The sequence below is a fragment of the Actinoallomurus bryophytorum genome, assembly GCF_006716425.1.
Lineage (GTDB): Bacteria > Actinomycetota > Actinomycetes > Streptosporangiales > Streptosporangiaceae > Actinoallomurus > Actinoallomurus bryophytorum.
Map to the genome: position 1 here is coordinate 24,076 of NZ_VFOZ01000001.1, position 26,472 is coordinate 50,547.

At 72.2% G+C, this 26,472-nt stretch carries 24 protein-coding genes; 5 read left to right on the forward strand and 19 right to left on the reverse strand.

All coding sequences use genetic code 11. The features are described from left to right. Window positions 1-9: 9 nt before the first annotated feature. The 4 genes from FB559_RS00105 to mraZ form a co-directional block, all read right to left on the reverse strand. On the reverse strand, window positions 10-1,755 hold the full coding sequence (locus tag FB559_RS00105; protein WP_141961404.1) for a peptidoglycan D,D-transpeptidase FtsI family protein: 1,746 nt from the start codon (window positions 1,753-1,755) through the stop codon (window positions 10-12). A 209-nt stretch (window positions 1,756-1,964) separates the two neighbouring features. Next, entirely contained in the window at window positions 1,965-2,684 is a 720-nt protein-coding gene (gene ftsL / locus FB559_RS00110; RefSeq protein ID WP_141951945.1) for a cell division protein FtsL, read from the reverse strand. Then, window positions 2,681-3,757, reverse strand: coding sequence for a 16S rRNA (cytosine(1402)-N(4))-methyltransferase RsmH (rsmH, locus tag FB559_RS00115; RefSeq protein WP_141951947.1), 1,077 nt, complete (start codon window positions 3,755-3,757; stop codon window positions 2,681-2,683). The genes ftsL and rsmH overlap by 4 nt, the downstream gene beginning before the upstream one ends. Before the next feature lie 322 nt (window positions 3,758-4,079). Continuing rightward, entirely contained in the window at window positions 4,080-4,511 is a 432-nt protein-coding gene (gene mraZ, locus FB559_RS00120; RefSeq protein WP_141951949.1) for a division/cell wall cluster transcriptional repressor MraZ, read from the reverse strand. Window positions 4,512-4,969: 458 nt separating this feature from the next. On the opposite strand from mraZ, the gene FB559_RS00125 reads away from it, so the two are divergent. Genes FB559_RS00125 through FB559_RS00135 form a run of 3 tightly spaced genes read left to right on the forward strand, consistent with a single transcriptional unit; the run spans window position 4,970 to window position 9,776 of the window. Next, window positions 4,970-5,950 carry an AAA family ATPase gene (locus tag FB559_RS00125; protein ID WP_246121267.1) on the forward strand — a complete coding sequence of 327 codons (981 nt, stop codon included), beginning with the start codon at window positions 4,970-4,972 and terminating at the stop codon, window positions 5,948-5,950. 44 nt (window positions 5,951-5,994) lie between these two features. Then, complete coding sequence (locus FB559_RS00130) at window positions 5,995-7,380, forward strand: DUF58 domain-containing protein (protein ID WP_246121268.1); 1,386 nt, start codon at window positions 5,995-5,997, stop codon at window positions 7,378-7,380. After that, on the forward strand, window positions 7,377-9,776 hold the full coding sequence (locus tag FB559_RS00135; protein WP_141951953.1) for a transglutaminase TgpA family protein: 2,400 nt from the start codon (window positions 7,377-7,379) through the stop codon (window positions 9,774-9,776). The genes FB559_RS00130 and FB559_RS00135 overlap by 4 nt, the downstream gene beginning before the upstream one ends. Before the next feature lie 354 nt (window positions 9,777-10,130). On the opposite strand, the gene FB559_RS00140 is transcribed toward FB559_RS00135, so the two are convergent. From FB559_RS00140 to FB559_RS00175, 8 genes are all read right to left on the reverse strand, one after another. After that, window positions 10,131-10,523 carry a DUF3040 domain-containing protein gene (locus FB559_RS00140; RefSeq protein ID WP_141951956.1) on the reverse strand — a complete coding sequence of 131 codons (393 nt, stop codon included), beginning with the start codon at window positions 10,521-10,523 and terminating at the stop codon, window positions 10,131-10,133. A gap of 183 nt (window positions 10,524-10,706) precedes the next feature. Then, on the reverse strand, window positions 10,707-11,978 hold the full coding sequence (locus tag FB559_RS00145; RefSeq protein WP_141951958.1) for a DNA polymerase IV: 1,272 nt from the start codon (window positions 11,976-11,978) through the stop codon (window positions 10,707-10,709). A gap of 52 nt (window positions 11,979-12,030) precedes the next feature. Continuing rightward, window positions 12,031-12,777 (reverse strand): methyltransferase domain-containing protein, encoded by a 747-nt coding sequence (locus FB559_RS00150; RefSeq protein WP_141951961.1) that lies wholly within the window; start codon window positions 12,775-12,777, stop codon window positions 12,031-12,033. A gap of 665 nt (window positions 12,778-13,442) precedes the next feature. After that, window positions 13,443-13,859 (reverse strand): transcription antitermination factor NusB, encoded by a 417-nt coding sequence (gene nusB, locus FB559_RS00155; protein ID WP_141951963.1) that lies wholly within the window; start codon window positions 13,857-13,859, stop codon window positions 13,443-13,445. A 2-nt stretch (window positions 13,860-13,861) separates the two neighbouring features. Further along, window positions 13,862-14,419: an elongation factor P gene (gene efp / locus FB559_RS00160; protein ID WP_141951966.1), complete on the reverse strand. Its 558-nt coding sequence runs from the start codon at window positions 14,417-14,419 to the stop codon at window positions 13,862-13,864. A gap of 35 nt (window positions 14,420-14,454) precedes the next feature. After that, entirely contained in the window at window positions 14,455-15,522 is a 1,068-nt protein-coding gene (locus FB559_RS00165; RefSeq protein WP_141951968.1) for a M24 family metallopeptidase, read from the reverse strand. A gap of 56 nt (window positions 15,523-15,578) precedes the next feature. Beyond that, window positions 15,579-16,625 (reverse strand): LLM class F420-dependent oxidoreductase, encoded by a 1,047-nt coding sequence (locus FB559_RS00170; protein ID WP_141951970.1) that lies wholly within the window; start codon window positions 16,623-16,625, stop codon window positions 15,579-15,581. Between the two features lie 57 nt (window positions 16,626-16,682). Further along, window positions 16,683-17,105 (reverse strand): PaaI family thioesterase, encoded by a 423-nt coding sequence (locus tag FB559_RS00175; protein WP_141951973.1) that lies wholly within the window; start codon window positions 17,103-17,105, stop codon window positions 16,683-16,685. A 75-nt stretch (window positions 17,106-17,180) separates the two neighbouring features. Here FB559_RS00175 and FB559_RS00180 point away from each other — a divergent pair, with 75 nt between their 5' ends. Together FB559_RS00180 and FB559_RS00185 are read left to right on the forward strand one after the other, a co-directional pair. After that, window positions 17,181-17,741, forward strand: coding sequence for a TetR/AcrR family transcriptional regulator (locus FB559_RS00180; protein ID WP_141951975.1), 561 nt, complete (start codon window positions 17,181-17,183; stop codon window positions 17,739-17,741). Between the two features lie 25 nt (window positions 17,742-17,766). Next, window positions 17,767-18,396: a nitroreductase family protein gene (locus FB559_RS00185; RefSeq protein ID WP_141951977.1), complete on the forward strand. Its 630-nt coding sequence runs from the start codon at window positions 17,767-17,769 to the stop codon at window positions 18,394-18,396. Window positions 18,397-18,796: 400 nt separating this feature from the next. On the opposite strand, the gene aroQ is transcribed toward FB559_RS00185, so the two are convergent. The 7 genes from aroQ to FB559_RS00225 all read right to left on the reverse strand — a co-directional run bounded on the left by aroQ (window position 18,797) and on the right by FB559_RS00225 (window position 26,444). After that, complete coding sequence (aroQ, locus tag FB559_RS00195) at window positions 18,797-19,237, reverse strand: type II 3-dehydroquinate dehydratase (protein WP_141961406.1); 441 nt, start codon at window positions 19,235-19,237, stop codon at window positions 18,797-18,799. Between the two features lie 20 nt (window positions 19,238-19,257). Next, window positions 19,258-20,325 (reverse strand): 3-dehydroquinate synthase, encoded by a 1,068-nt coding sequence (gene aroB, locus FB559_RS00200; protein WP_141951979.1) that lies wholly within the window; start codon window positions 20,323-20,325, stop codon window positions 19,258-19,260. Between the two features lie 31 nt (window positions 20,326-20,356). After that, a complete protein-coding gene (locus FB559_RS00205) occupies window positions 20,357-20,857 on the reverse strand; it encodes a shikimate kinase (protein ID WP_141951981.1) in 501 nt (166 codons plus the stop codon). Further along, window positions 20,854-22,029: a chorismate synthase gene (gene aroC / locus FB559_RS00210; RefSeq protein ID WP_141951983.1), complete on the reverse strand. Its 1,176-nt coding sequence runs from the start codon at window positions 22,027-22,029 to the stop codon at window positions 20,854-20,856. Before aroC ends, FB559_RS00205 begins: the two co-directional genes overlap by 4 nt. A 63-nt stretch (window positions 22,030-22,092) precedes the next feature. Further along, entirely contained in the window at window positions 22,093-25,068 is a 2,976-nt protein-coding gene (locus FB559_RS00215; protein ID WP_221639843.1) for a glycine--tRNA ligase, read from the reverse strand. A 71-nt stretch (window positions 25,069-25,139) separates the two neighbouring features. Further along, window positions 25,140-25,829: an SseB family protein gene (locus FB559_RS00220; protein ID WP_141951986.1), complete on the reverse strand. Its 690-nt coding sequence runs from the start codon at window positions 25,827-25,829 to the stop codon at window positions 25,140-25,142. Between the two features lie 102 nt (window positions 25,830-25,931). Continuing rightward, on the reverse strand, window positions 25,932-26,444 hold the full coding sequence (locus FB559_RS00225; protein ID WP_141951988.1) for a hypothetical protein: 513 nt from the start codon (window positions 26,442-26,444) through the stop codon (window positions 25,932-25,934). Window positions 26,445-26,472 lie beyond the last annotated feature (28 nt).

The window sequence follows — 26,472 nt, forward strand, 5'->3', positions numbered from 1 at the left end:
TACCGCCGGTCACCGGTGGTCTGCGTAGATTCGGATCTTCGGGGACTTGCTGCCGGTCGGCGGGATCCGGCGGCTCTGCAGCGCGAAGCTCATGACGTCCTTGAAGACCGGCGCGGAGACCTCTCCTCCGTAGTAGCCCTTCTGGGGTTTCTGCAGCACGACCTCGACGACGAGCTGCGGCCTGTCGGCCGGCGCGAAGCCCACGAACGTCGAGGTGTAGCCGCCGCCGGTGTAGAGGCCGGTCTTGGGGTTGACCTTCTGCGCGGTGCCGGTCTTGCCCGCCACCCGGTAGCCGCTGATCTGCGCGTTGGGCGCCGTGCCGTCTTTGGTGGTGACGCCTTCGAGCATCCTCGTCAGCTCACTCGCCGTGGACTGCTTGATCACCCGGCGTGTGGCCGGCTTGGCCGCGGGCGTCAGGGTGCCCTTGTCGTCGGTGGTGCCGGCGATGACGTTCGGGGCCACGCGCACGCCGCCGTTCGCGATCGTCGCGTACACGCTGGCGGTCTGCAGGGCGGTCACCGAGACCGACTGGCCGAACGCGATGGAGTAGCGGTCGGTGCCCCACCACTGGCTGACCGGCTTGAGGAGACCGGCCGACTCGCCGGGCAGGCTGATGCCGGTCTTCTCGCCGTAGCCGAAGGCCCGCATGTACTGGTAGAGCTGCGCGGGCGTGACCGTCTCGCTGGCCTTGATCGTCCCGATGTTGCTCGACTTGGCGAGGACCCCGCCGAAGGTGAGGCGCTCCGGCGGGTGCGTCTCGGAGTCGTGGAAGGTCCGGTCGTAGCGCTTGAGCTGGTCGGGCACGGTGAACGGCGTGCTCGGCGTGACGCCGCCGGCCTCCATCGCCGCCGCGGCCGTGACGACCTTGCTGGTGCTCCCCGGCTCGAAGGTGTCCTGCACGACCCGGTCTCCCAGGTCGGCCGGCTTGGCCTTGTAGTACGTCGACGGGTCGAAGCCGGGCGCGGTGGCCATGGCGACGACCTGCCCGTTGCGCGGGTCCATGACGATGACGCTGCCGCTCTGTGCCCCGGTCGCCTTCACCTGCTTGGCGATGGCGTCCTGGGCCTTCCACTGGATGTCGCGGTCGAGGGTCAGCCGGATCCCCTTGCCCGGTGTGGGCTTGTTCTGCTCGTCCTCACCCATCGGGATGCGCTGGCCGGTCTCGCTGAGCTCGACCTTCTGGTAGCCGCTCTTGCCCTTGAGCATGGTGTTCATGCTCGACTCCAGGCCCGCGCCGCCGTCGCCGTCGTCCCTCACGAACCCGGCGACGTTGGACGCCAGATCGCCGCCCGGATAGACACGGTGGTACTCCGGCTTGGTGCCGATGCCCTTGAAGTCCATCGCGGTGATCATCCGCGCCCGGTCGGGCTCGACGTTGTGCGCCAGCTCGACGTACTGGTCGTTGGCCGACCGTGGCTTCAGCTTGTTGACGATCGAGGACTGGTCGAGGTGGAACATCGGCCCCAGCGCGGCGGCGATCCGGGTCCGCTGGTCCGCCGGGACCATCACCGGGTCCGCGAAGATCAGCTTCGCGTCGACCGTCATCGCCAGCGGCTGGCCCTGCGCGAAGGTGATCGGACCGCGGATGGCGGGCACGGGGCCCTGGTTCAGCCGCTGGGCCACGGCGGCCTGGGCGTACCCCTTCGACTCGATGCCCTGGAGCTGGACGAGACGGCCCGCGAACAGCGACAGCACGAAGGCCACCAGCAGCAGCGCGACGTTGAGCCGCTTGACCGGGTCACGGCGGCTCATCATGACCCGTGGCCGCTGCGGGGGACGCCGCGGCGGCGCGGCGGCCGCACGCGGCGGCTTGCGCCGGGGCGGCGGTGGCTTGGTCGCGGCCCCGCGGCCGCCCTGCCGGGCCGTTGGTGTGCGTGTCCCCGCCGGGCGTGCGCTCTGACTTCGGCCGGTGCCGCGCGGCCCGCCGGGGGGTGGTGTGGCCGGGCCGCGGCCGCGGCGTCCCGTCACCGCGTGCCGCCTCCCGTCCGCCCGCGCGGAGTATCGCCACCCGCGGGCGGCATGATCGCGCCGGGCGCCCCGGTCACGCCGGCTCCGGCCGCCGCCGCCATCGCCTCGTCGGAGACGCCCGGTGGCCGGGTACCGCTCTGGGTGACCCGCCCGGTACGCGGATCGATGAACGCGGGACGCTGCCCGTCGACCATGCCGAGGCTGCGCGCCTTGGAGTGCAGGACCGACGGGCTGTTCTCGCGGTTGATGTCCTCCTGGAGCGCCTGCTTGCGCTCGCTGAGCTGCTGGTTGCCGCGCTGCAGCTCGCTCAGGGTGAAGGCGTCCTGGGCCAGCACAGTGTTGAGCAGCAGGAGGCTGACCAGAGCTCCGCCCAGCAGGCCGACGACGAGCAGGACGAAGGGCGCGCGCGGCGACGTGGCGGACCGGCGCGAGGGCGCGGCCTTGGGCGGCGGCTTCCGCGGCGCCGCGGGCCTGCGTACGCGTGGCTTCGTGGTCGGCGCGGCCCGGGTCCCGGCCGCGGTCGCCCGCTTGGCGGCACCGGTCCTGGGAGCGCCCTTCTTGGCGGGACGGGTCTTGACCGTCCCGTCCGCGACGGTGTCCGCATCGTCCTCACGCGCCTTCGGCGGAGGCGTGCGGCGGCGCGGCGGCGCGGCGGCGTCGTCCCCGCGCCGCGTGCGTCGGGTGCGGGTCTCCTCCGGCGGAGTCGTGATGGTCATGTGGTGCCTCCTGCATGGCTCCGCCCGCTCGGCGGGTCTTCGTCGAGCGGCCTCGCGCCGCCTCGCGGACGTCCCTCACGCCCACGGATCCGCTCGGCCGCGCGAAGGCGTGCCGAGGCGGCTCGTGGGTTGGTCGTGGTCTCCTCGTCGGACGGCTGTTCCGCTCCGCGTGTGAGCAGGCGGAACCGCGGCTGATGTTCCGGCAGGGGAACCGGCAGGCCCGGCGGAGTGGTGTCGATGGTGCGCTCGGTGATGGCACGCTTGACGATGCGGTCCTCGAGCGAGTGGTAGGAGAGGACGGCCACGCGGCCGCCCACCACGAGGGCGTCGAGTGCGGCGGGCACGGCGTCCCGCAGCGCGGGCAGCTCGCCGTTGACCTCCATGCGGAGCGCCTGGAAGGTGCGCTTGCCGGGATGGCCCCCCGTGCGGCGCGAGGCGGCAGGGATCGCGTCACGGACGACCTCGACGAGCCTGCTCGTCGAGGTCAGCGGGGCGCGCCCCCGCTCCCGTACGATCGCCTCCGCCACGCGCCGCGCGAACCGCTCCTCGCCGTAGTCACGCAGAACGCGTGCGAGGTCCGAAGCGGAGTATGTGTTGACCACCTGTTCGGCGGTGAGCTCCTGTGTGCGGTCCATCCGCATGTCCAGCGGTGCGTCATAGGAGTACGCGAAGCCGCGCTCGGACTCGTCGAGCTGCGGGGAGGACACGCCGAGGTCGAAGAGCACCGCGTGCACACCGGGGATGCCGAGGTCGTCCAGGACCCGCGGGATCTCGTCGTAGACGGCGTGCACGAGATGGATCCGGTCGGAGTACGCCTCCAACCGGCGTCCTGAGCGCTCGATCGCGGTGGTGTCGCGGTCGAGCCCGATGAGCGTCACGCGTGGATGTGCCGCGAGCACGGCGGCGGCATGGCCGCCCAGTCCGAGGGTCGCGTCGACGAAGAACACGTCCTCATCGGAGGGCGTCGCCAAGGCCGGGCCCAGCAGTGCCAGGATGCGGCTCAGCATCACCGGCACGTGGCCCAGTGCCCCCTGCGCGCGTGGTCCCCCCTCGCGCCCTTCGTCGCCTCGCATCGAAACCTCTCACGTGACGCCACTGCTCGCGGACTGCGCTGATGCCGCGCCGACGTGTCACCCACCGTGGCGGGATGCGCGTAAGGACACCCCGCGGACGGCCGATGCCCCTGCACCGGTCGCGGTCACCCGCACCGGTGCGCTTCGCGGCCCACCGCTCAATGGCTTTCGTCGGCCCCCGTATGAGGATTTCGTCCGGCCAGGTCCCCATCCGCTGCTCCGTGGAGGAAGATGCAACGGCCATCTGGCACCGGGGAAGGTGCGCCAGCTGGGAGCGGGTGGAGACCTCGCCGAACGGATCCTCAGGCCAACGACACTGCGGTCAAAGAACCCCGGGCAGCACCTCCTCGGACAGATCGGAGAACTGCGGCTCCTGGTCGGCCAGGTAGGTCTCCCAGGCGGTCGCGTCCCATATCTCCAGGCGTGTGTTGGCTCCGATGACGGCACAGTCGCGGCTCAGCCCGGCGTAGTTGCGCAACGCCGGCGGAATCGTGATCCGCCCCTGCTTGTCGGGAACCTCGTCCGAAGCGCTGGCGAAGAAGACCCGGCTGTAGTCGCGCACCGCCTTGGCGGTGACCGGTGCGGTACGGAGCGCCTCGGTGATGCGCTGGAACTCGGTCTCAGGGAAAACGTAGAGACAGCGTTCCTGACCCTTCGTGATCACCAATCCCCCCGAGAGCTCCTCGCGGTACTTCGCCGGTAGGAACAGTCGTCCCTTGTCGTCTAGGCGCGGTGAATGAGTACCGAGGAACATCGGCCTCACCTCCCCGCCCCCCGTGAGGCGATGCACCCTGCCCCACGGCGCCCCACTCTACTCCACTCTTCCCCACGGTCAACGACCAAAACGCCTGCCCCACGGCATTTCCCCGGACAAAGCCGCAGGTCAGAGAGGTGGGGTGAAGTGGGGGGCCAGAAGCCGGGCCACGACCGCCACGCCGCGCCGACATCCGACGGCGCACCGAATGGCCCCCAGAAGTCAGAAAACGTCCAGCCTCGGGACGAACGATGGGGCGAAGTGGGGAAAGGCGAATGGGTTTACGCTCCTGCCACGAGGCCATCGCACCAACCAGGCCAAAAGACGTACTGTCGGTCCAACAGACAACATGACGAACAAACCGGATGGAGCTCCCCATCCGCATCCGTGTGCGAGGGATCGGGCCGGTCAGGTCGGCGTCGGGGCCGCAGCCGCACGGATGGCCCGAGGAGGGGTTAGTGGCAGTCAGCACACACGGTGACGTCGGACGGGGGCTGGAGGGCCTCGCGAAGGTCTCGGGGAGAATCTCCGGAGCCATCGAGTCCGTCATCGAGGGCAAGCCGGATGTGGTGCGCCTCGCACTCACGGTACTTCTCGCCGAGGGCCACCTCCTGATCGAGGACGTTCCCGGAGTCGGTAAGACGATGCTCGCCAAGGCACTCGCCCGTTCGATCGACTGTTCGGTGCGGCGGATCCAGTTCACTCCCGACCTGCTGCCCAGCGACATCACCGGCGTCAGCGCCTACAACCAGGAGCGGCGGGAGTTCGAGTTCAAGCCGGGCCCGATCTTCGCCAACATCGTCGTGGGCGACGAGATCAACCGCGCCTCACCGAAGACGCAGTCCGCGCTGCTGGAGTGCATGGAAGAACGCCAGGTCACCGTCGACGGCCACACGTACGCCCTGGACGGGCCGTTCATGGTCATCGCGACGCAGAACCCGGTGGAGATGGAGGGCACCTACCCGCTGCCCGAGGCACAGCGCGACCGCTTCACCGCGAGGATCTCGATGGGCTATCCCGAGCCGAGCGCGGAGCTGGAGATGCTCGACGTGCACGGTCAGGAATCGCCGCTGGAGGCGCTGTCCCCGGTGGCGCACGCCGGAGACGTGCGCGGGCTGATCGAGACCGTGCGCAAGGTGCACGTCTCGACCGCCGTGCGCAACTACGCCATCGCCCTGGTCACCGCGACCCGCGAGCATCCCGAGCTGCGGCTGGGCGCCTCCCCGCGGGCGACCCTGCAGCTCGTACGCGCCTCCCGCGCGTACGCCGCCCTCGAGGACCGGGAGTACGTCCTGCCCGATGACCTGCAGTACCTCGCCGTGCCGGTGCTCGCGCACCGGCTGCTTCCGACCGCCGAGGCCCAGGTCGAGCGGCGGCTGCCCGAGCACGTGGTCGCCGAGCTGGTCGCCCGCGTGCCGGTGCCCGACCCGCGGCGCTAGAGCGGGCATCCGGGGTGGTGAACCGCAGCAGGGCCGATCGGCGGGTGACGAGCGACCCGCCGGCACGAGAGGCCCACGCGGTCCGCAGGACCCTCGGCGCGCTGACGACGCGTGGCCGTTCCTTCATGGCGGCGGGGATCACCGCGATCGTGTGCGCCTTCATCCTCGGCGAGCGCGACCTGCTGCGCGCCGGCGTGCTCATCGTCGCGCTGCCGCTGACCTCGGCGCTCGTGGTGTCCCGCACGCGCTACCGGCTCTCGTGCACCCGCCGCGCCGACCCCTCACGCCTCCCGGTCGGGCACGAGGCGCAGGTGAGCGTCGTGCTGCAGAACATCTCGCGGATGCCCACCGGCATCCTGCTCGTCGAGGACCAGGTGCCCTACACGCTCGGCGACCGGGCGAGGTTCGTGGTCGACCGGATCGAGCCGGGCGGCGGACGGGAGATGGTCTACCGGATCCGCGCGGGCGTACGGGGGCGCTACCAGGTCGGGCCGCTGACGGTGCGTCTCGCCGACCCGTTCGGCCTGGTCGAGCTGGCCCGGTCGTTCACGACCGCCAACCGGATCACGGTCACCCCGCCGATCGTGCCGCTTCCGCACGGCCGGCTGACCGGTTCGTGGGCGGGCGGCGGCGAGAGCCGGGCGCGTACCGTCGCCACGGCCGGTGAGGACGACGTCGCGCCGCGGGAGTACCGCCACGGCGACGACCTGCGGCGGGTGCACTGGCGCTCCACCGCCCGCCGCGGCGAGCTGATGGTCCGCCGTGAGGAGCAGCAGTGGCAGAGCCGCGGCACGCTCTTCCTGGACACCCGGCGGTACGCGCACTGGGGTGACGGGCCGGCCGGGTCGTTCGAGCAGTCCGTCTCGGCCGCCGCCTCGATCGGGGTCCAGCTCGGCCGTGAGGGCATGGGCCTGCGCTATGTCACCGATGAGGGCGAGGTGCTCGCCCCGTCCGTGGCCTTCGAGGGGGCGCTGCTCGACTCGCTGGCCGTCGCGCGTACCTCGGTCAACCGGTCGCTGCGGCCCGGTCTGTCCGCGCTCCGCACCGCGGCGACCAGCGGCGACGGCCTGGTCGTCGGCGTGTTCGGGCGGCTCACCGCCGAGGACGCCCGGGACGTGGCCCGGTCACGCCGGGGCACCGCCACCTGTGTCGCGGTGCTCGTCGGCGACGAGGAACACGCGGCGGCCAGGGCCGCGGCGACGCTGCGCGCGGCGGGCTGGCGGGTCCTGATCATCGAGTCGGCGGCCGCGCTCGCCGGCGCGTGGGCCGGCGCCGACCAGGCCACGGAGAACTCCGAGCTGCGGGCCGTGCGGGACCGGACGGCCGCCAGGCCCGCCTCCTCCGAGGCACCCGACGGGCGTCCTGCGGGGAACGGCACGGCACCGCCGTCCGGCGGTACGAACGGGGAGAGCCGAGGAGGACGGCCATGAGACTGCGGCTGACGATCATGGCGGGGCTGGCCACGCTGCTGGCCTCGATCGGTCTCTACCCGCTGTTCGAGAGCGGCGGATGGTTCTTCACCGGCGTGGGCGCGATCGGGGTCGCCGGCGGGGCCGGCGTGCTCACCCGGCGGATCCGCGTCACGGCGTGGCTGTGCGTGCCGGTCGGGCTGGCCGCGCTGTTCCTCTACCTGACGGTGTTGTTCGCCTCCGGGCACGCGCTGGTCGGCGTGATCCCCACGCCTTCCTCGGCCGCCCGGCTGGGCCGGCTCGTCGGCGAGGGCTGGCATGACGCCAACGCCTACGCGGCTCCGGTCCCGATGCTGCCCGCCATCGACCTGCTCACCGGCATCGGTATCGGGCTGGTCGCGGTCCTCGTCGACTTCCTGGCGGTCCGCATGCGGCGCGCGGCGCTGGCCGGGCTGCCGCTGCTGGCGGTGTACAGCGTGCCGGCGGCGGTGCGCCAGGAGACGGTGAGCTGGCTGGCCTTCCTGCTGGGCGCTGCCGGCTACCTGGGGCTCCTCGTCGTGGACGCGCGCGAGCAGCTGGCCGGCTGGGGGCGCGCGGTGTTCACGCGGCACTGGTCACCGGCCCGGTACGACGAGCGGCCCGACTCCAGCCCGCTCGCGGCGGCCGGGCGGCGTATCGGGCTGACCGCCGTGGCCGTCGCGATCGTCCTGCCGTTCGCGGTGCCCGGCATCGAGCCGCGCGGGCTCCTCGGCTTCGGCGGGAGCGCCGAGGGCGACACCACCGGCGGGTCGGGTTCGATCGCGGGCATCTACGCCCTGAACCCCCTGGTCAGCCTGCGGCGCCAGCTCGTACGCGGTGGGGACGCCGAGGTACTCAGGTACCACACGACGGACGGCACCGCGCCGGAGTACCTGCGGATGTACTCCCTCGACCGGTTCGACGGCGAGACGTGGACGACCGCGCCGCTGCACGGCGACAAGGACTCCTCGCGGATCGTGGACAAGGCGCTGCCCGTGGATCCCGCCATGGGCGCGATCCCGTCCCGCGCGGTGACCACGAACATCAGCATCAACTCCCAGGTGCACGGCCTGGACGTGCTGCCCATGCCGTACCCGCCCACGAAGCTGGACATCAAGGGCGACTGGCGGGTCGACCCGCGGTCGCTGACGGTGTTCTCCTCCCGCGACTCGGCGGGCGGGCGGTCCTATACCGTCACGAGCCTCCGGCCGGAGCCGACCTACCAGGAGCTCGTGACGAACGCTCTCCCCCCGGAGCAGATCGCCGCGCGCTACCTCGGGGTCCCCGACTCCGTCGGCGAGGACATCACCGACCTGGCGAACGAGGCGGCCGAGGGCGCGGCGACGCCGTACGAGAAGGCCGTCAAACTGCAAGATTATTTCACCGAGCAGGGGAGGTTCACCTACAGCCTGGACGCACCGCCGCTGTCCCGCCGGGGCGGGGCACTGCGCAACTTCCTGTTCACCAGCCATACCGGGTACTGCGAGCAGTTCGCGGCGTCGATGGCGCTGCTCGCCCGGATCCTCGGTATCCCGGCCCGCGTCGGCATGGGCTACACGGCGGGCACCCAGGCGCCGGACGGATCATGGGTGGTACGGACCAAGGACGCGCACGCGTGGCCGGAGCTGTACTTCGCCGGCGTCGGCTGGCTGCGTTTCGAGCCGACGCCGGGCGGCGACGGCGGTCAGGGCAGCGCGAGCGTACCGTCCTACACCGACCCCCTGTCGCTGCCCGGAGCGCTGGGCAGCAACACGGACGACCAGCTGCCCTCGGGCACCACGCTGCCGGGCGGGAACCCCACCGCCGCTGCCAGCGCGGCGCCGCGGCACCGCACCGACCCGCTGACCGACCAGCGCGAGGCACCGGGCCTGGTGAGCGACCGGCACGGGTCGCGTCTGCCGATCACCTGGCTGCTGGCCGGGCTGGTCGCGATCCTGCTGCTGGTGACGCCGGTCTCCGTACGACGACTGGCGTGGGCGCGCCGCTGGTCGCGGGCGAAGTCGGACGCGGCGGTCGCGCACGCGGCATGGGACGATCTGCGCGCGGACGCGATCGACCATCGGCTCGAGTGGCCGGCGAGTGAGACGCCGCGGTCGACGGCACGGCGGCTCACCGAGGAGCTCGCGCTGGACGAGACGGCCACCGCGGCGCTGACGAGGCTGTCGCGGGCGGAGGAGCGCGCGAGGTACGCGCCGTCGGCCGAGGCCATGACGACGCTGCGGAACGACGCCCGGATCCTGCGCTCGGCGTTCGGCGCACGTGCCGGGCGATGGGTACGGTGGCGCGCCCGGCTGTTCCCGCCGTCCGCGACGGCGACACTGCGGCGTGGGGGCGGACGGGCTCTGGACGTCTTCGAGTGGCTGGATGTGGCCACTCTGCGCCGCCGGCGCCACACCTGAGGGGACACCGACGGTGACGGACTTCGGAACGGGGTTCGTAAGTCCGCCTTGCGAACGCTCGGGGACACCCTGATGCGCTGGTGTCCGTCTCACGGACGGTGCGGCTGCTCGCCGCCGCCGTCACTCCGGTGACAGGAGACGAGGACGGAAGGATCCGGCTGGTCGCCCGGCCGCGTGCCAGGCCCGGCTGTGGCCGTGGGCCGGCGACGGTGGTGCCGCGGAGGAGGCGCGGCGGCCGAGGGCTCGTCCTGCGGCCCGGCGCACTGGCGGGCGAGGCGGTGCCGGTGCGCGGGCCGGCCCCGGCGAGGAGTCCCGGCCGTCACGGCACGGGGCGCTCGCCCGGGTGGGGGTCGCTCAGGGGCCCTCGTGGCGGCGGCGCCAGCGCTCCTCGAACCGCTCCATGAAACCCGACTTGGACTCGCGAGCCGGCTTGCTCTTCTTCGGCTCGGGCTCCGTGCCGACACCGGTCATGCGCTTCCAGCTCGTCAGGCCCCAGGCGCAGCAGCCCACCATGAGGAGGAAGCCCGCGACGCTGATCACGATGCTGATCGGCATGGTGTTCAGGATCGGGCCGGCCATCACCACGAACAGGCCGAGGACGAAGCCGATCCCGGCCTTCCAGATCCTGCGCTTGTAGTGGACCTTCGGATCGGTCGAGCGAACCGCGGAAGCGAACTTCGGATCCTCGGCATACAACGCGCGCTCGATCTGGTCGAGCAGGCGCTGCTCGTGGTCAGAGAGCGGCACGGCGCCTCCCAAAGACAGCCCCACGAAGGGGAATCCCACGCCGGACGGGGACATGGCTATCGGTGATATGCCCAGAATACGAGCCGCGACGACCGTACGAAAGAAAACGTTCGGCCGTGGACGCGTGGATTGCCAAGTCAATCGACATATTCACCGTCCGTGGTCACATGAGTCACATCGCCCTCAGTCGTCATGAGGCCGCTCCTTACCGTAGTACGCATTGCGCTCGGCGTCCGGTCGCACCAGTGCCGCGGGGCGTACGGCGCCGGCGCCGAACCGCCGTGCCGCCAGGTCCATGGCCTGTTCGGCCTCGCGCCAGCCCGTCTCGGGGTCCCCCAGGGACAGCTGTTGCGTCGCCGTCTCGGCGGAAACGAGATTTTCGACACGTACGCCGACGAGCCGCAGCGGGGTGTAGGCCAGCCCGGAGGCCTCGTACAGCGCGCAGGCCGTGGCGTAGATCTCACGGGCGAGGTCGGTCGGCTCCCGCAGGGTGCGCGACCGGGTGATCGTGGTGAAGTCGTCCCGGCGGAGTTTGATCGCGATCGTACGCCCGACGTGGCCGCTCCCCCGCAGCCGCGAGCCGACCCGGTCGGAGAGCCGCAGCAGCTCGCGCCGGATGCTCTGCGCGTCGGCGATGTCGACGTCGAAGGTCTCCTCGGCCCCGATGCTCTTGTCCTTGACCGAGGCCACGACCGAGCGTTCGTCGCGCCCCCAGGCGAGGTTGTGCAGGTGCTCGCCGACCGCGTCGCCGACCTCGCGCCTGAGCGTGTCCAGCGGGGTGACGGCGAGGTCACCGACCGTGTGGAGGCCCAGCCGGCCCAGGACCTGCTCGGTGCGCTCCCCCACGCCCCACAGCGCCGCGACCGGCAGCGGGTGCAGGAAGGCGACGACGCCGTCGGCCGGCACGACGAGCAGGCCGTCGGGCTTGCACCGGGTGGAGGCCAGCTTGGCGACGAACTTGGTGCTCGCCACGCCGACCGAGCACGTGATGCCCAGCTGTTCGGCGACCTGGCGGCGGATCATCGCCCCGATCTCGGCGGGCCGGCCGAGCCGCCGTAGCGCGCCCGAGACGTCCAGGAACGCCTCGTCGAGGGCGAGCGGCTCGACGAGCGGCGTGATCGAAGCGAAGATCTCCATCACCCCGGCGGAGACCGCGGCGTACTTGTCGTGCCGGGGCGGCAGGACTACGGCCTGCGGGCACAGGCGGCGGGCCCGCGACATGGGCATCGCCGAGTGCACGCCGTACTTGCGCACCTCGTAGGAGGCCGCCGCCACGACACCGCGCCCACCGGCGCCGCCGACCACCACCGGCCGGCCGCGCAGCTCGGGGCGTTCGAGCAGCTCCACGCTCACGAAGAAGGCGTCCATGTCGACGTGCAGCACGCCACAGCCGGTGTCGTCGGCGGGCGGCCCCGGCTGCGGCCCCGGCCGGTGCAGCTGCTGTTTTCTGCTCATGCCGACCACCCGCGTGCTCGCGTCGTCGGCCGTTCTTTCATGGGGCGGATCGCTATCGCCGCCGCGCCAGGGCGTGGAGCTGGGTGGCGACGTCCTTGAGTACGGGGTGCATGGCGGCCGCCCGCTCCAGCGCGAGGAGCTCGTCCGCGGTGCCGCGGTCGCCGTCGATGAGGCCGCTCGGGACCAGGTCGGCGAAGACCCGCACCCCGTGCAGCTCGCCGACGCGGAGGCCGGAGTTCTCGATCAGCTCGGCGAGCATGCCGGAGGTGAACCGCCGGGGCATCGGGTCGTGCTCGCCCCAGCGGCCCTGGGCGCTGGACAGCAGCCGCCGGGCGTCGTCGAAGTGGCCGGCGAGCGCACGGTGCAGCACGGCCGCGACCTGGTTGGCCGCCAGGACGCTGACGGCGCCGCCCTGGCGTACGGTGCGGGCCACCGAGGACATCGCGGCGACCGGGTCGTCGACGTATTCGAGCACGCTGTGGCACAGCACCAGGTCCGCGCTGTCCGGGCCGACCACTCCGGGCAGGCCGTCGGCGTCGCCCTGCAGCGCACGGACTCGCACGCCGGCCTCGGCGGCCCGGCGTTCGAGCCCCGCCAGGGCGTCCGGGCTGGAGTCGACGACCGTCACGTTGTGCCCGAGCTCGGCGAGCGGCACGGCCAGCCCGCCGGTGCCACCGCCGGCGTCCAGGACGTCGAGCACGGCACGGCCGGACGCCTTGGCGCTCTCGTCGAGAACCTCGCGCAGGATCTCCCACACGACGAGGCCTCGGGACGGCCGGGGCCGGGGACGCTCGGTCACGGTGCCTCCCGCCGTACCGGACGGCGCGCGACCGCGAGCCGCCACGTCGGCACGGCCGTCCGCCGGGACTCCTGCCTCTTTCGCCTCACAGCTCCCAGCTTAGAGCCCGCACCGACAGGGCGCGCGCCGCGAGCGGAGCGCAGTCCTGTCCGCCGGGGCTCTTGAACGCCTACGGCCTGTCTCGGAACCGGCCTGTCTCGGAACCGGCCTGTCTCGGAACCGGCCCGTCTCGGAACCGGCCCGTCTCGGAACCGGCCCGTCTCGGAACCGGCCCGTCTCGGAACCGGCCTGTCTCGGAACCGGCCTGTCTCGGAACCGGCCTGTCTCGGAACCGGCCTGTCTCGGAACCGGCCTGTCTCGGAACCGGCCTGTCTCGGAACCGGCCCGTCTCGGAACCGGCCCGTCTCGGAACCGGCCCGTCTCGGAACCGGCCCGTCTCGGAACCGGCCCGTCTCGGAACCGGCCCGTCTCGGAACCGGCCCGTCTCGGAACCGGCCCGTCTCGGAACCGGCCCGTCTCGGAACCCGCCCGCCCGGGGGGCCATCCCACTCTCATTGTCCAGCCGGATCGGCAGCGCGGGGAAGGAGAACGGGGTTCTGTGGATAACCCCGTGCGGCGCCACCGAAGCGGCGCCACACGGCACCCGCACGACCTTGGGACAGACCTCAGAGCGACAGCGAGGGCTTCAGCTCGAGGAGGCGGGACAGCAGACCGTTGACGAACCGGGGCGACTCGTCGGTGGACAGCTCGGTGGCGAGGGCCACCGCCTCGCTGATCGCGACGCCGTCGGGTACCTCGTCCTCCCACAGGAGCTCGTAGGAGCCGAGCCGCAGGACGTTGCGGTCGACGATGGGCATGCGGTCGAGGGTCCAGCCGACCGAGTAGGTCGCGATCAGCTCGTCGATGCGGTCGCGGTGTTCTGCCACGCCCGTGACGAGCCGGTCCACGAACGCCTGCTCGGCGAGTGGCTGGCCGGCGTCCGAGGCGCGCCGTACCAGCACGTCGGCCGGTGGTTCGCGCCGGATCTCCGCTTCGTACAGGACCTCGAGGGCCCGTTTTCGCGCCTTGCTGCGTGCCGACACGGTCAGCCGCGGCCGAGATAGTCGCCCGAGCGAGTGTCGACCTTGATCTTCTCACCGGGGGTGATGAACAGCGGGACGTTGATCACGGCTCCGGTCTCGACCGTGGCCGGCTTGGTGCCGCCGGTCGAGCGGTCGCCCTGCAGGCCCGGCTCGGTCTCGGTCACCGCGAGCACGACGGCGGCCGGCAGCTCGATGTAGAGCGGGACGTCGTTGTTGAACGCGATCACCGCGTTCTGCTCGGGCAGCAGGAAGTTGGCCGCGTCGCCGACGGTGCCGCCGGGGATGTGCGGCTGGTCGTAGGTCTCGGTGTCCATGAAGACGAAGTCCTCGCCCTCGCGGTAGAGATACTGCATCTCCCGCTTGTCGACGCTCGCCACCTCGACCTTGGTGCCGGCGTTGAAGGTCTTGTCGACCACCTTGCCGGACAGGATGTTCTTGAGCTTGGTGCGGACGAACGCGCCGCCCTTGCCAGGCTTGACGTGCTGGAACTCCTGGACGGTCCAGAGCTGGCCGTCGATGTTCAGCGTCATGCCGTTCTTGAGGTCGTTCGTCGTCGCCACTGCGTCTGTTCTCCTGCGTAGGCGGCCTGCCCCGTCTAGATGACGAGCAGTTCCTTGGTCGTCTTGGTGAGCAGCTCCACGCCGTCCGTACGGACGACCAGAGTGTCCTCGATGCGGACCCCGCCGCGGCCCGCGATGTAGACGCCGGGCTCGACGGTGATCGGAACTCGATCCGTCAGTTTACCGGTCTTGTCGTACCCCAGGAGCGGTGCCTCGTGGATCTCGAGGCCGACGCCGTGCCCGAGCCCGTGGGGGAACTCATCGGCGTGCCCCGCGGCGTCGATGACGTCGCGGGCCGCGGCGTCGACGTCCTTCGTGGCGGCCTCCGGGCATGCCGCCTCGACGCCCGCGCGCTGCGCGGCCGCGACCAGGTCATAGATCTCCCGCAGCGCGTCCGAGGCGGGCCCCACCGCGACCGTACGGGTCATGTCGGCGTGGTAACCGCCGTACAGGGCCCCGAAGTCCATGGTCACGAAGTCGCCGGACTCGACGGCGCGGGTGCCGGGAACGTGGTGCGGGATCGCGCCGTTCGGGCCGCTGGCCACGATCGAGGAGAACGCGGGCCGCTCCGCGCCGAGGTCGACCATCGACCGCTCCAGCGCGATGGCGATCTCCCGCTCGGTGCGCCCGGGCCGGATGAAGGGCAGCACCGTGTCGAAGGCCCGGTCGGTGATCGCGCACGCCTCCCTGAGCAGGGCGATCTCCTCCTCATCCTTGACCATGCGCAGCTCCTCGACGGCGCGCCCCAGCGGGACCAGTTCGACGTTCTCCAGCTCGCTCGCGAGCGAGCGGTGTCCCTCCACGGTCAGGTCGTGCGCCTCGAACGCGAGCCGCCCGGTCGCACGGCCGCCCAGCGCGCCGGCCGTGTCGCGGTCGATCACGCATTCGAGCTCGGGGCAGACGCGCGCGGCGGTGCCGGCGTAGCGCCCGTCGGTGCCGAGTACGGCGGTGCCGTCGGCGCGGACGAGGAGCGCGGCGTTGGAGCTGGCCAGCCCGGACAGGTAGCGGACGTTGACCAGACGGGTGATGAGCGCGGCGTCGGCGCCCTGGCCGGCCACGGCTTCGGCCAGGCGCGCACGGCGCGTTTCGTGGATCCCGGGCATGGCCCGACTGTACGCCGCCGGCCCGCCGCGGAGCGGCGGCGGGCACGACGGTGGGCTCAGACGGAGGCGGCCAGGTCCCGTACCTTCTCGATCAGCTTGACGCGTGCTTCGTGGTCGGCCGCGATCGGCGTGATGTTCAGCGTGGTGACACCCGACTCCTTCAGCGCCGCGAGCCGGTCGCGGACGAATCCCTCTGTGCCGATGAGGGAGGTCTTCTGGAGGAGCTCGTACGGGACCTTCTCGGCGGCCTCCTGCTTCTTGCCGGCCAGGTAGAGGTCCTGGATCTCCTCGGCCTCCTTCTCGAAGCCGTAGCGCCGGGCGAGGTCGTTGTAGAAGTTCTTGCCCTTGGCGCCCATGCCGCCGACGTACAGCGCGGCCATGGGGCGGCCGAACTCCAGGAAGCCCTCGACGTCGTCGCCGATCGCCAGGTTCGCCTGCGCGACGACGTCCAGCTCGCCGAGCGAGGGGTCGCGCTTGGCCTTGCCCCTGGCCAGCGCATCGCCCCAGACGTCTCCCGCCTTCTCCGGGATGTAGAAGATCGGCTCCCAGCCCTCGGCCAGCTCGGCGGTCATCTCGACGTTCTTGGGGCCGAGCGAGGCGATGATGATCGGGATGCGCTCGCGTACGGGGTGGTTGATCAGCTTGAGCGGCTTGCCGAGGCCCGTGCCCGCGTCGGCGGGGAGCGGGAGCTTGTAGTACTTGCCCTCGTAGGAGAGCCGCTCGCGGCGCCAGACCATGCGGCAGATCTCGATGATCTCGCGGGTGCGGCCGATGGGCGCGTGGTACGGCACGCCGTGCCAGCCCTCGATGACCTGCGGCCCGGACGCACCGATGCCGAGTACGAACCGGCCCTCGGAGACGTAGTCCAGGCCGGCGGCGGTCATCGCGGTCAGCGTCGGTGTCCGCGAGAAGATCTGGAGGATGCCCGAGGCGATCTGCAGGCGCTCCGTACGCGCGGCGATGAAGCCGAGCTGGCTCACGGCGTCGAAGCTGTAGGCCTCCGGCACGAACACGATGTCGAGCCCGGCCTTCTCGTAGTCGGCGAGCTCGTCGACGGTCTCCTTGAAGCCCCCGGCGTAGCTGAGGGACATTCCGATGCGCATGCCGTGGCACTCCTTGCTTTCCGGCAGAAACCCGAATCAGGTTCAGTAATAGCGTAGTCAGGCCGGGCTGAACACCATGCACGTGCTCGTGCCGTGTGCGACGAGGCGTCCCTGGTCGTCGGTGACGCGGCCCTCAGTGGTGGCGACCCGGCCGCCCAGGTGGATCGTGGTGCCCTCGCAGCGGAGCTTGACTCCGTCGAGCCGCACCGGGCGCACGAAGTTCACCTTGAGCTCGAGAGTGGTGTAGCTCGCCCCCTCGGGCAGCGCGGTGTGCACGGCGCAGCCCATCGCCGAGTCGAGCAGGGTGCTGCAGATGCCGCCGTGCAGCGTGCCGAGCGGATTGCCGAAGTCGGGACGGGTCTCGAGCGTGAACACCACCCGTCCGGGCTCGAAGGTCTCCAGCGCCATGTCGATCAGACTCGCGATGCCCGTCGTGCGCTGCTCCAGCAGCACCCTCAGCTGATCCGATCCGGCGGTCATGGGGCCTCCTCTATGACGCTTGGCATAATGAGAATCTTCTATGATGGGCGTCATAGTCAAGGTGGTGAATCTCATATGACCTCCGACGCCCGTGAGCGGATGGTGCGCAGCGCGGCCTACCTGTTCCGCGAGCGAGGCTTCAGCGGCACGGCGTTCAGCGACGTGATCGCGCACAGCGGGGCGCCGCGCGGCTCGATCTACCACCACTTCCCGGGCGGAAAGGCACAGCTCGCCGAGGAGGCGGTGCGGTACGCCGGTGAGTTCCTCAGCGCGGGCGTACGCGCGGCGACCCGCGACGACGACCCGGTGGCCGCGGTGCGCGCGTTCCTGGGATGGTGGCGTCGCGTGCTGGTCGACAGCGACTTCAAGGCGGGCTGCCCGGTCGTCGCGGTGACCGTCGAGTCCCAGCTCAGCGGCGCCGCCGCGGACGCCTTCGGACGCTGGGGTGACGCCCTCGCCACCGGGCTCACCGCGGCCGGCGCGGCACCGGCGCGTGCCGGGCGGCTGGCGACGCTCATCGTCAGCGCCGTCGAGGGCGCGACCCTCCTGTGCCGGGCGAACCGCTCGCTGGACCCGCTGGACGACGTCACCGCCGAGCTGGAGGACCTGATCGAGGCCGCCTGCGGGACGGGCTGATCACGGATTTGGGACGATGTGGCGTATGACTCCCGATGAGTTGCTCACGACGACCCGGACCGTACGCAAGCGCCTCGACCTGACCCGCCCGGTCCCGATCGAGCTGATCCGCGAGTGCCTGGAGATCGCCCTGCAGGCGCCGAGCGGCAGCAACCGGCAGGGCTGGCACTGGATCGTCGTCACCGACCCGGACGCACGCGCGAGCATCGCCGAGGTGTACCGGCGCGGCTGGGACGCGTACCACGGGTCGGGCGTGTCGGCGGGGACGCTGTTCGCCGACGACCCGGAGCGTGCGGCGGTCCAGCGCCGTGTCGGCGACAGCGCGGCGTACCTGGCCGAGCACATCGGGGAGGTCCCCGTGCTCGTCATCCCGTGCCTGCGGGTCGCGAAGCTGCCCGAGGGCAACCAGGCCGGCCTGTGGGGCAGCCTGCATCCGGCCGTGTGGAACTACATGCTCGCCGCCCGCGCACGCGGGCTCGGCACCGCCTGGACGTCGCTGCATCTCCCGCACGAACGCGAGGTCGCCGAGATCCTCGGCCTGCCGGAGGACGTACGCCAGGGCGCGCTCGTGCCCACGGCCTACTACACAGGAGAGACCTTCCGCCCGGCCCCACGCCAGCCGCTAGAGGAGGTCCTCCACCTCGACCGCTGGTAAGCCCGCCGGGGGCCCGTCTCAGAGCCTCGCGGCCCGCGTGGCGCCGCCGGCGTGGCGCCGCCGGTGTTATCCACAGAACCCCGCTCTACTTCCGTGCGCCGCCGGTCCCGCTGGACAATGAAAGTGGGATGGCACCCCCGGGCGGGTGGGCTCCAGGCGGGTGGGCTCCAGGCGGGTGGGCTCCACGCGGGTGGGCTCCACGCGGATGAGCTCCACGCGGATGAGCTCCACGCGGATGAGCTCCACGCGGACGGACCCTCCCGGGACCCCGAGCGGACGGACCCCGGGGACTCCGGGGCTCCGGGGCTCCGGGGCTCCGGGGCTCCGGGCGGACGGACCCCGAACAGGCTCCGGGCGGACTCCGGGGGCTCCGGGGAGGCTTCGCGACAGGCCGTAGGCGTTAGGACTCGGCGAGGAGTTCCGCGACGGCCTGGAGTGCGAGGACGTAGGAGAACGTGCCGAAGCCCGCGATCGTGCCGGAGGCCACGGCCGCGACGACGGACGTGTGGCGGAACTCCTCCCGCGCGGCGGGGTTGGAGATGTGCACCTCGATCAGGGGTGCCGTGCGCTGGGCGATGGCGTCGCGCAGGGCGTAGGAGTAGTGGGTGAACGCGGCCGGGTTCAGCACGACGGGGATGTGGCCGTCCGCGGCCTCGTGCAGCCAGCCGACGAGCTCGGCCTCGTCGTCGGTCTGGCGGACCTCGGCGTGCAGGCCGAGGCGGCGCGCCGCGTCACGGCACAGCGCCGCCACGTCCTCGAACGTCGTGCTGCCGTACACGTCGGGCTCGCGGCTGCCCAGCCGCCCGAGGTTGGGTCCGTTGAGGACGAGCACCTCGCTCATCGGGTCCACGCTCCGCTCGGTCATCGTGCCACGCGTTCGTAGGCTGTCTTCAACAGGTCCTCGCCCGGGTCCTCGAGCCGCCCCGGTGACGCGACGCCGTCCAGGACGACGAAGCGCAGCCGCGATCCGCGCGCCTTCTTGTCGATGCGCATGGCGTCGCGCAGTCCCGGCCATGCCTCGGTGACGTAGGACGTGGGCAGGCCCACGGCGGTGAGGATCGCCCGGTGCCGCTCGACCAGCCCGGCGTCGATCCGGCCGGCCAGGCGGGACAGCTCGGCGGCGTACACCATGCCGATGGCGACGGCGTCGCCGTGCCGGAAGCGGTACCCCTCGACCTTCTCGATCGCGTGGGCGAGCGTGTGGCCGTAGTTGAGGATCTCGCGCAGGCCGCTCTCCCGCAGGTCCGCCGAGACGACACGGGCCTTCATCGCGATGGCGCGTTCGGCCAGCTCCAGGGTGTGCGGCCCGTCCGGCCGGCCCGCCGCCTCCGGGTCGTCCTCGACCAGTTCCAGGATCCTCGGATCGGCGATGAACCCTGCCTTGATCACCTCGGCGAGGCCGCTGACGTAGTCGGCGCGCGGCACGGTCACCAGCGTGGTCAGGTCGCAGAGGACCCCGGCGGGCGGGTGGAAGGCGCCGACGAGGTTCTTGCCCTCGGGGATGTCGATCGCGGTCTTGCCGCCGACGGCGGCGTCCACCATGCCGAGGAGCGTGGTGGGCACCAGCACGGCGCGTACGCCGCGCAGCCAGGTCGCGGCGGCGAACCCGGCCAGGTCGGTGGTGGCTCCCCCGCCGACGCCGACGACCACGTCCGTACGTGTCATGCCGAGCCGGGCGAAGGCGGACCAGAGCCCGGCCAGCACCTTGACGTCCTTACCGGCCTCACCGTCGGGTACGGGCAGGGGGTGCACTTCGTACCCGGCGCCGGTGAGCCCGTGGCACACGGGGCGCGCGATCTCGGGCAGCCCCTCGGCGTGCACGACGGCGACCGTACGGGCCTCGCCCACCAGCGAGGGCAGCTCACCGAGGACGCCGGTGCCGACGACCACGTCGTACGGGGTCTCGCCACCGACCTTGATCCGGCTCACGAGCTCTCCTTCACCGGCGGAGTGAGCGCGTTCATGCGAGCCCCTTGACGACCTCGTCCACGATGTCGGCAGGGTCGCGTTCGTCCGTCTTGACCTGCACGGAGGCGAGCCTCTCGTAGATCGGGCGCCGCTCCTCCATCAGCTTGCGGAACTGGCTGCGGGGGTTGAGCACGAGCAGCGGCCGGGCCGAGGCGAGCCCGACGCGCTTGACCGCGTCCGACAGCCCGACCTCCAGGTAGACGACCGGCAGACCGGCCAGCTCGGCCTGGGTCTCGGCGTCGAGGACGGCGCCGCCGCCGACGGCGACCACCCCCTCGTGCGTGGCGAGCGCGTCGTGCACCGCGGCGCGTTCGAGCGCGCGGAAGTGCTCCTCGCCGTCGTCGATGAAGATCTCGCCGATCGGCTTGCCGGCCGCGATCTCGACGTCGTGGTCGGTGTCGCGGAAGGGAACGCCGAGACGCTCGGCGAGCAGCTCGCCCACCGTGGTCTTGCCGGATCCGGGCGGGCCGATGACGACGGCCTTCGGTTTCATTTGATCACCAATGAGGATAGGTAGCCCTGCAGGTTCCTGGCGGTCTCCTCCACGGAGTCGCCGCCGAACTTTTCGACCGCGGCCTCGGCGATCACCAGCGCGACCATCGCCTCGGCGACCACGCCCGCGGCCGGGACCGCGGTGACGTCGCTGCGCTGGTTGATCGCCTTGGCCGGCTCGCCGGTCTTGACGTCGATCGTCGACAGCGCGCGCGGCACCGTCGAGATGGGCTTCATCGCGGCGCGTACGCGCAGGATCTCGCCGGTCGTCATGCCGCCCTCGACGCCGCCGGCGCGGTTGGTCAGCCGCCGGATCTCGCCGTCGCGCACGATCTCGTCGTGCGCCGCCGAGCCGCGCCGCGCGGCGGTGCGGAAACCGTCGCCGACCTCCACGCCCTTGATGGCCTGGATGCCCATCAGCGCCCCCGCCAGGCGGGAGTCGAGCCGCCGGTCCCAGTGGACGTGGCTGCCCAGACCCGGCGGCAGGCCGTGCACCACCACTTCGACGACGCCGCCGAGGGTGTCACCGTCCTTCTTGACCTGCTCGATGTGCTCGACGATCGCGGCGCTCGTGCCGGGGTCGAGGCAGCGCACCGGGTCGGCGTCGATGCGCTCCAGGTCACCGGGCTCGGGGATCACGCCGTCGGGGACGCTCACCTCGCCGAGCGCGACGACGTGGCTGAGGATCTCCGCGCCGAGCACCTGGCGGCAGAAGGCGCGCGCCACCTCACCGATCGCCACCCGTGCGGCGGTCTCGCGGGCGCTGGCGCGCTCGAGGATCGGCCGGGCGTCGTCGAAGCCGTACTTTTGCATGCCGACCAGGTCGGCGTGGCCGGGGCGGGGCCGCGACAGTGGCGCGTTGCGCTGCTGCGCGGCGAGCACGTCGGGGTCGACCGGGTCGGCCGACATCACCGTCTCCCACTTGGGCCACTCGCTGTTGCCGACCCGGATCGCGACCGGGCCGCCGAGCGTACGGCCGTGGCGGATGCCGCCGATGATCTCGACCTCGTCCTGCTCGAACTTCATCCGGGCGCCGCGGCCATAGCCCAGACGCCGCCGGCGCAGCGCCTCGGTGATGTCGGCCGAGGTCACGGCCACACCGGACGGCAGCCCTTCGAGGATCGCGGCGAGGGCCGGGCCATGTGACTCTCCCGCGGTCAGCCAGCGCAACATGCGGTAAATACTTTCATGTCAGTGGGATGCGCCACGCACCCGTCTCGGCATCCGGGCACGCGGTCAGGCGATCTCGCGCCAGTCGAGGACGTCCGCGACGAGGTCGCGGATCGCCGCCAGCAGGCCGAGCCGGCTCGCGCGCACCGCCGGGTCCTCGGCCATGACGAGGACCTTGTCGAAGTAGGCGTCGATGGGCTCGACGAGCGCCTCGGCGGTGGTGGCGAACTCCGGCAGCGGCAGCGGGCCGCCGCGCGTCTTCGCCGCCACACCCGCGAGAGCGGCGGCCAGCGCGCGCTCGGCCTCGTCCTCGAACAGCGCCGGGTCGAACACCGCCGGCGCGTCCTGCGGGACGATTCGCAGGACGCGCTGGAGCGCGGCGGTCAGGCGCCGGAACCCATCGGCGGACAGCAGCCCCTCCAGGTCGGCGGCGTCCCTTGCGGCACGCGCGGGCGTGGCGGCGTGCGGCATCACGGCACGGACCACGTGCACGGGATGGCCGGACTCCAGGAGGGCCTGTTCGAGCCGCCGCGCGGTGAAGCGCTCCGCCTCGCGCACGGCCTCGGGGGCGACCTCCACGGGCTGGCAGGCGGCCGCGATCCGCAGGCCCTCGTCCACCGGGATGCCGGCGAGGCGGTGGTGCGCGCGCAGGATGGCGGTCAGGCCGAGGGCGGCTCGGCGCAGGCCGTACGGGTCGGAGCTGCCCGTGGGTACGGCGCCGATGCCGAACAGGCCGGCGATCAGGTCGAGGCGGTCGGCGACGGCGAGCAGCGCACCGGGCAGCGAGACGGGCAGCGCGTCGCCGGCCGAGCGTGGCAGTTCCATCTCCACGAGCGCCTCGGCGACCGGCTCCGGCTCGCCCGCGCGCCGCGCGTACTCGCCCGCCATGGTCCCGGCGAGGCTGGACAGCTCGATGACCATGTGCGAGGCGAGGTCGAACTTGGCGAGCCGCGCGGCGCGATCCAGCGTCTCGCGTTCGCCGTCGCCCAGGTCGGCGCGTTCGGCGAGAACCGCCGCGATCGACCGGATCCGCCCGGCGCGGTCGGCCATCGAGCCGAGCCGCTCCTCGAAGGTCAGCGCGGCCAGCCCGCCCGTCATCTCCTCCGGTGACGTGCGCAGGTCGGCGTGGAAGAAGAACGCCGCGTCCTCGAACCGCGCCCGCAGCACCGCCTCGTTGCCCGCGCGTACGACGCCCAGGTCGCAGGCGCCGTTCGCGACCGCCACGAAGTGGGGCAGCAGCCGGCCGGCGGCGCTCACGTGGAAATACCGCTGGTGCTTGCGCATGACGGTGGTCAGCACCTCGGCGGGCAGGTCGAGGTAGCGCTCCTCGAAGGAGCCGAGGAGCGCGACGGGCTCCTCGACGAGGTTCACGACCTCGTCGAGGACGGTGTCGTCGGGCGTGCCGCCGGCCGAGGCGGCGAGCTCGGCGGCGGCCGAGGCGATGCGCTGCCTGCGGACCCCCGCGTCGGGTTCGATCCCGTGCTCGCGCAGCGTGCCGAGGAACTCCTTCGCGTCGGCCACCTCGATCACCGGCTCGGCGGCGGTCCGGTGCACGCGGGTCGCGCGGCCGCTCTCGAGTGTCGCCACCGTGAACGGGACGACGTGCGGGCCGAGGAGCGCGGCGATCCAGCGGATGGGGCGGCTGTAGGACAGGCCGGGGGCGTTCCAGCGCATGTTCCGGTCGGCGCGCAGCCCGGTGATGACGCCGGGCAGGACGTCGGCGAGCACCTCGGCGGCCTCGCGGCCCGTGACCTTGCGGACGAGGCCGACGTACTCCCCGCCGTTCACGGTGATCTTCCCCAGGTCGGCGACGTCGGCGCCCTGGCCGCGGGCGAACCCCTGGGCGGCCCTGGTCGGCGCGCCGTTCTCGTCGTAGGCGGCCGACAGGCGCGGGCCGCGTACGGTCTGCTCGACGTCGTCCTCACGCGGCTCGACGTCCTCGACGATGGCGAGGACCCTTCGCGGCCCGGACATCACCCGGACCGCCCCGTGCCGGAGCCGGGTGCCGTCGAGCAGCTCGGTGAGGCTCTCGCGTACGGTGCCGGCGACGCGGTCGGTCTCGGCGGCCGGCAGTTCCTCGAACCCGATCTCGAACGCCAGCGCCTCGGGCCCGCCGATCGAGGGAAAACCTTCCGGGCGGCGTTCGGGTACGGCCTGGATGACGGCGTCGCCGAGCGGGTGGCCGAGCTCCGCGCGCCTCTGGGTCCAGAGTTCGGCGACGTCGTGGGCGAGGATGCGCATGCGGGCGAACGCGCTGGCACGCTCGGTGGTGCCGACGGCGCCGCGCGCGTCCAGCACGTTGAAGACGTGGGAGCACTTGAGCACGTACGTGTGGGCGGGCACCGGCAGCCGCGCGTCGATCATGCGGCGCGCCTCGGCCTCGTACGCCGTGAACAGCGCGCGGTTCGCCTCGACGTCGGCGTCGTCGAGGTAGTAGCGGCTCATCTCGTACTCCGCCTGCCCGAACGCCTCGCCGTACGAGAGGCCGGGAGCGTAGACGATGTCCTTGAAGTGGCCGACTCCCTGGAGCGCCATGATGATGCGCTCGACGCCGTAGGTGATCTCGACCGACACCGGGTCCAGGGCGATGCCGCCGGACTGCTGGAAGTAGGTGAACTGGGTGATCTCCAGCCCGTCGAGCCAGACCTCCCAGCCGAGCCCCCACGCGCCGAGCGCCGGAGAGGCCCAGTTGTCCTCGACGAACCGCACGTCGTGGGCGCGCAGGTCGATGCCGAGCGCCTCCAGGCTGCCGAGATAGCGCTCCTGCGCGTCGCCGGGCTCGGGCTTGAGGATCACCTGGTACTGCGTGTGCGTCTGCAGGCGGTTGGGGTTGTCGCCGTACCGCGAGTCGTCCGGGCGGACGCTGGGCTCGACGTAGCCGACGCGCCAGGGCTCGGGCCCGAGCACCCGCAGCGCGGTCGCGGGGTTGAGCGTCCCCGCGCCGACCTCGGTGTTCATCGGCTGGACGATCGCGCATCCCTGCCCGGCCCAGTATTCGGTCAGGCGGATCAGGGCGTCCTGCATCGTCAGCGTGGTCGGCATCCTCAGAGCCTAACGATCTGCGCGCGCGGCTCGCTCACGGTCACGCGTACCCGGCGGCGGAGTGGGTCAGATCACCCGGAGACCAGGCCGAGTTCGACGCCGCCGTCGACATGGCCGCGCAGATGTTCGGAAAGCCGGGTGGCGGCGGCGCGCAGGACCGCCTGGTCGTCCGCGCCTTCGGCGAGGCGCAGCCGGACCGCCAGCGCGCCGCGTTCGCCCGGACCGGCCTGGACGCCGGTGACACCCGGAAGATCGCCGACCGCGGCATGGACGGCCGCGAGCACGTGCGGGTCCTCGTGCGGGGCGGTGATCGCGCCGCCCTCGGCGAGGACGCGGAGCCGCGCTCCCTCGATCGCGTACGGCACGGGGCCCGCGATGTCGATCACCACGGCGTCGGCCGGCTCGTCGAGCGCCGCCCGGCATGCCTGCGCGGTGCGCACGGCGACAGGGCGCGCGTCCGGCCGCCAGCGGGCGAGGCCGCCGGTCGAGGTGAAGGCGAGCACGGCCTTCCGCCCGTCGTCGCCGACGAGGGTCGGGAGCGCCATCTCGCTCTCCTTCTCGCGCCGCAGCCCGTCGACGGTCTCGTCCTCGGTGAGGATCGCGACGACCGGGACGAGCAGCCGGGCCCCGGAGAGGGCGGCCAGGACGGCGTGCTCGCCGCCCGTCCCCTCGGCGTAGGCGCGTAGTGCGGCCTCGAGCTCGGCGGCCGCGCTCCCGTCGTCGTCGGGGAACTCAGGCTGCGGAATGCTGCGTCCGGACACGACAGATGAGCGTATCCGGCCCCGCGTTCCGGTCCGTCCAGCCCACCGCCCGGTCCGTGCCGTCAAGGCCCTGCCTGGCCTCTCCGGCGTCGCGAGCCGCCGTCACCGGACCGGAGACCGGTGCCGCGCCGGATGGGACAGGCGGGCGGCGACCAGGTATCGCGGTTCGGTGGCCGGGTGGCGCGGCGCCGCACCCGGGGGCCCGGCGGTGACCACGGGACGGTCCAGCCTCAGTCCGAGTTCCTGGAGGGGCAGCTCAGGATGGGGATGGAACGCCGCGAGCGCCTCTTCCACCTCGGGAATCGGGTAGCCGAAGAGGTCGATGTCGTGCCAGACGACCGGGACGTCCCCCGGCGTGGCCGGGACCGGGTCACCCTGCCGTCCGAAGCCGATCTCCTCCAGGCCGGGCTCTCCGGGAAGTCCTCCCCCGCAGGCACTGATGGTGAGGTCGCCGTACCGGGCCTCGAACGTCCACCCCCAGCCGCAGACCCACCCCTCGCGAACGTCGGCCAGCGTCGAGACCGACCACTGGGCCTCGCGCTCGGACATCCCGAACCTCAGCGTCCCCGCGCCGCACGGCAGCTCGACTCCGACCCGGGGAAGCAGCGTGAACATGCAGGGATTGTCCACCCGGTGCCCGCCC

Coding starts and splice junctions, on each gene's coding strand:
- FB559_RS00105 (WP_141961404.1), bottom strand. CDS start 1,755: ATGATGAGCCGCCGTGACCCGGTCAAGCGGCTCAACGTCGCGCTGCTG.
- ftsL (WP_141951945.1), bottom strand. CDS start 2,684: ATGACCATCACGACTCCGCCGGAGGAGACCCGCACCCGACGCACGCGG.
- rsmH (WP_141951947.1), bottom strand. CDS start 3,757: ATGCGAGGCGACGAAGGGCGCGAGGGGGGACCACGCGCGCAGGGGGCA.
- mraZ (WP_141951949.1), bottom strand. CDS start 4,511: ATGTTCCTCGGTACTCATTCACCGCGCCTAGACGACAAGGGACGACTG.
- FB559_RS00135 (WP_141951953.1), top strand. CDS start 7,377: ATGAGACTGCGGCTGACGATCATGGCGGGGCTGGCCACGCTGCTGGCC.
- FB559_RS00145 (WP_141951958.1), bottom strand. CDS start 11,978: ATGAGCAGAAAACAGCAGCTGCACCGGCCGGGGCCGCAGCCGGGGCCG.
- FB559_RS00165 (WP_141951968.1), bottom strand. CDS start 15,522: ATGCCCGGGATCCACGAAACGCGCCGTGCGCGCCTGGCCGAAGCCGTG.
- FB559_RS00170 (WP_141951970.1), bottom strand. CDS start 16,625: ATGCGCATCGGAATGTCCCTCAGCTACGCCGGGGGCTTCAAGGAGACC.
- FB559_RS00175 (WP_141951973.1), bottom strand. CDS start 17,105: ATGACCGCCGGATCGGATCAGCTGAGGGTGCTGCTGGAGCAGCGCACG.
- FB559_RS00180 (WP_141951975.1), top strand. CDS start 17,181: ATGACCTCCGACGCCCGTGAGCGGATGGTGCGCAGCGCGGCCTACCTG.
- FB559_RS00185 (WP_141951977.1), top strand. CDS start 17,767: ATGACTCCCGATGAGTTGCTCACGACGACCCGGACCGTACGCAAGCGC.
- aroQ (WP_141961406.1), bottom strand. CDS start 19,237: ATGAGCGAGGTGCTCGTCCTCAACGGACCCAACCTCGGGCGGCTGGGC.
- FB559_RS00205 (WP_141951981.1), bottom strand. CDS start 20,857: ATGAAACCGAAGGCCGTCGTCATCGGCCCGCCCGGATCCGGCAAGACC.
- aroC (WP_141951983.1), bottom strand. CDS start 22,029: ATGTTGCGCTGGCTGACCGCGGGAGAGTCACATGGCCCGGCCCTCGCC.
- FB559_RS00215 (WP_221639843.1), bottom strand. CDS start 25,068: ATGCCGACCACGCTGACGATGCAGGACGCCCTGATCCGCCTGACCGAA.
- FB559_RS00225 (WP_141951988.1), bottom strand. CDS start 26,444: ATGTTCACGCTGCTTCCCCGGGTCGGAGTCGAGCTGCCGTGCGGCGCG.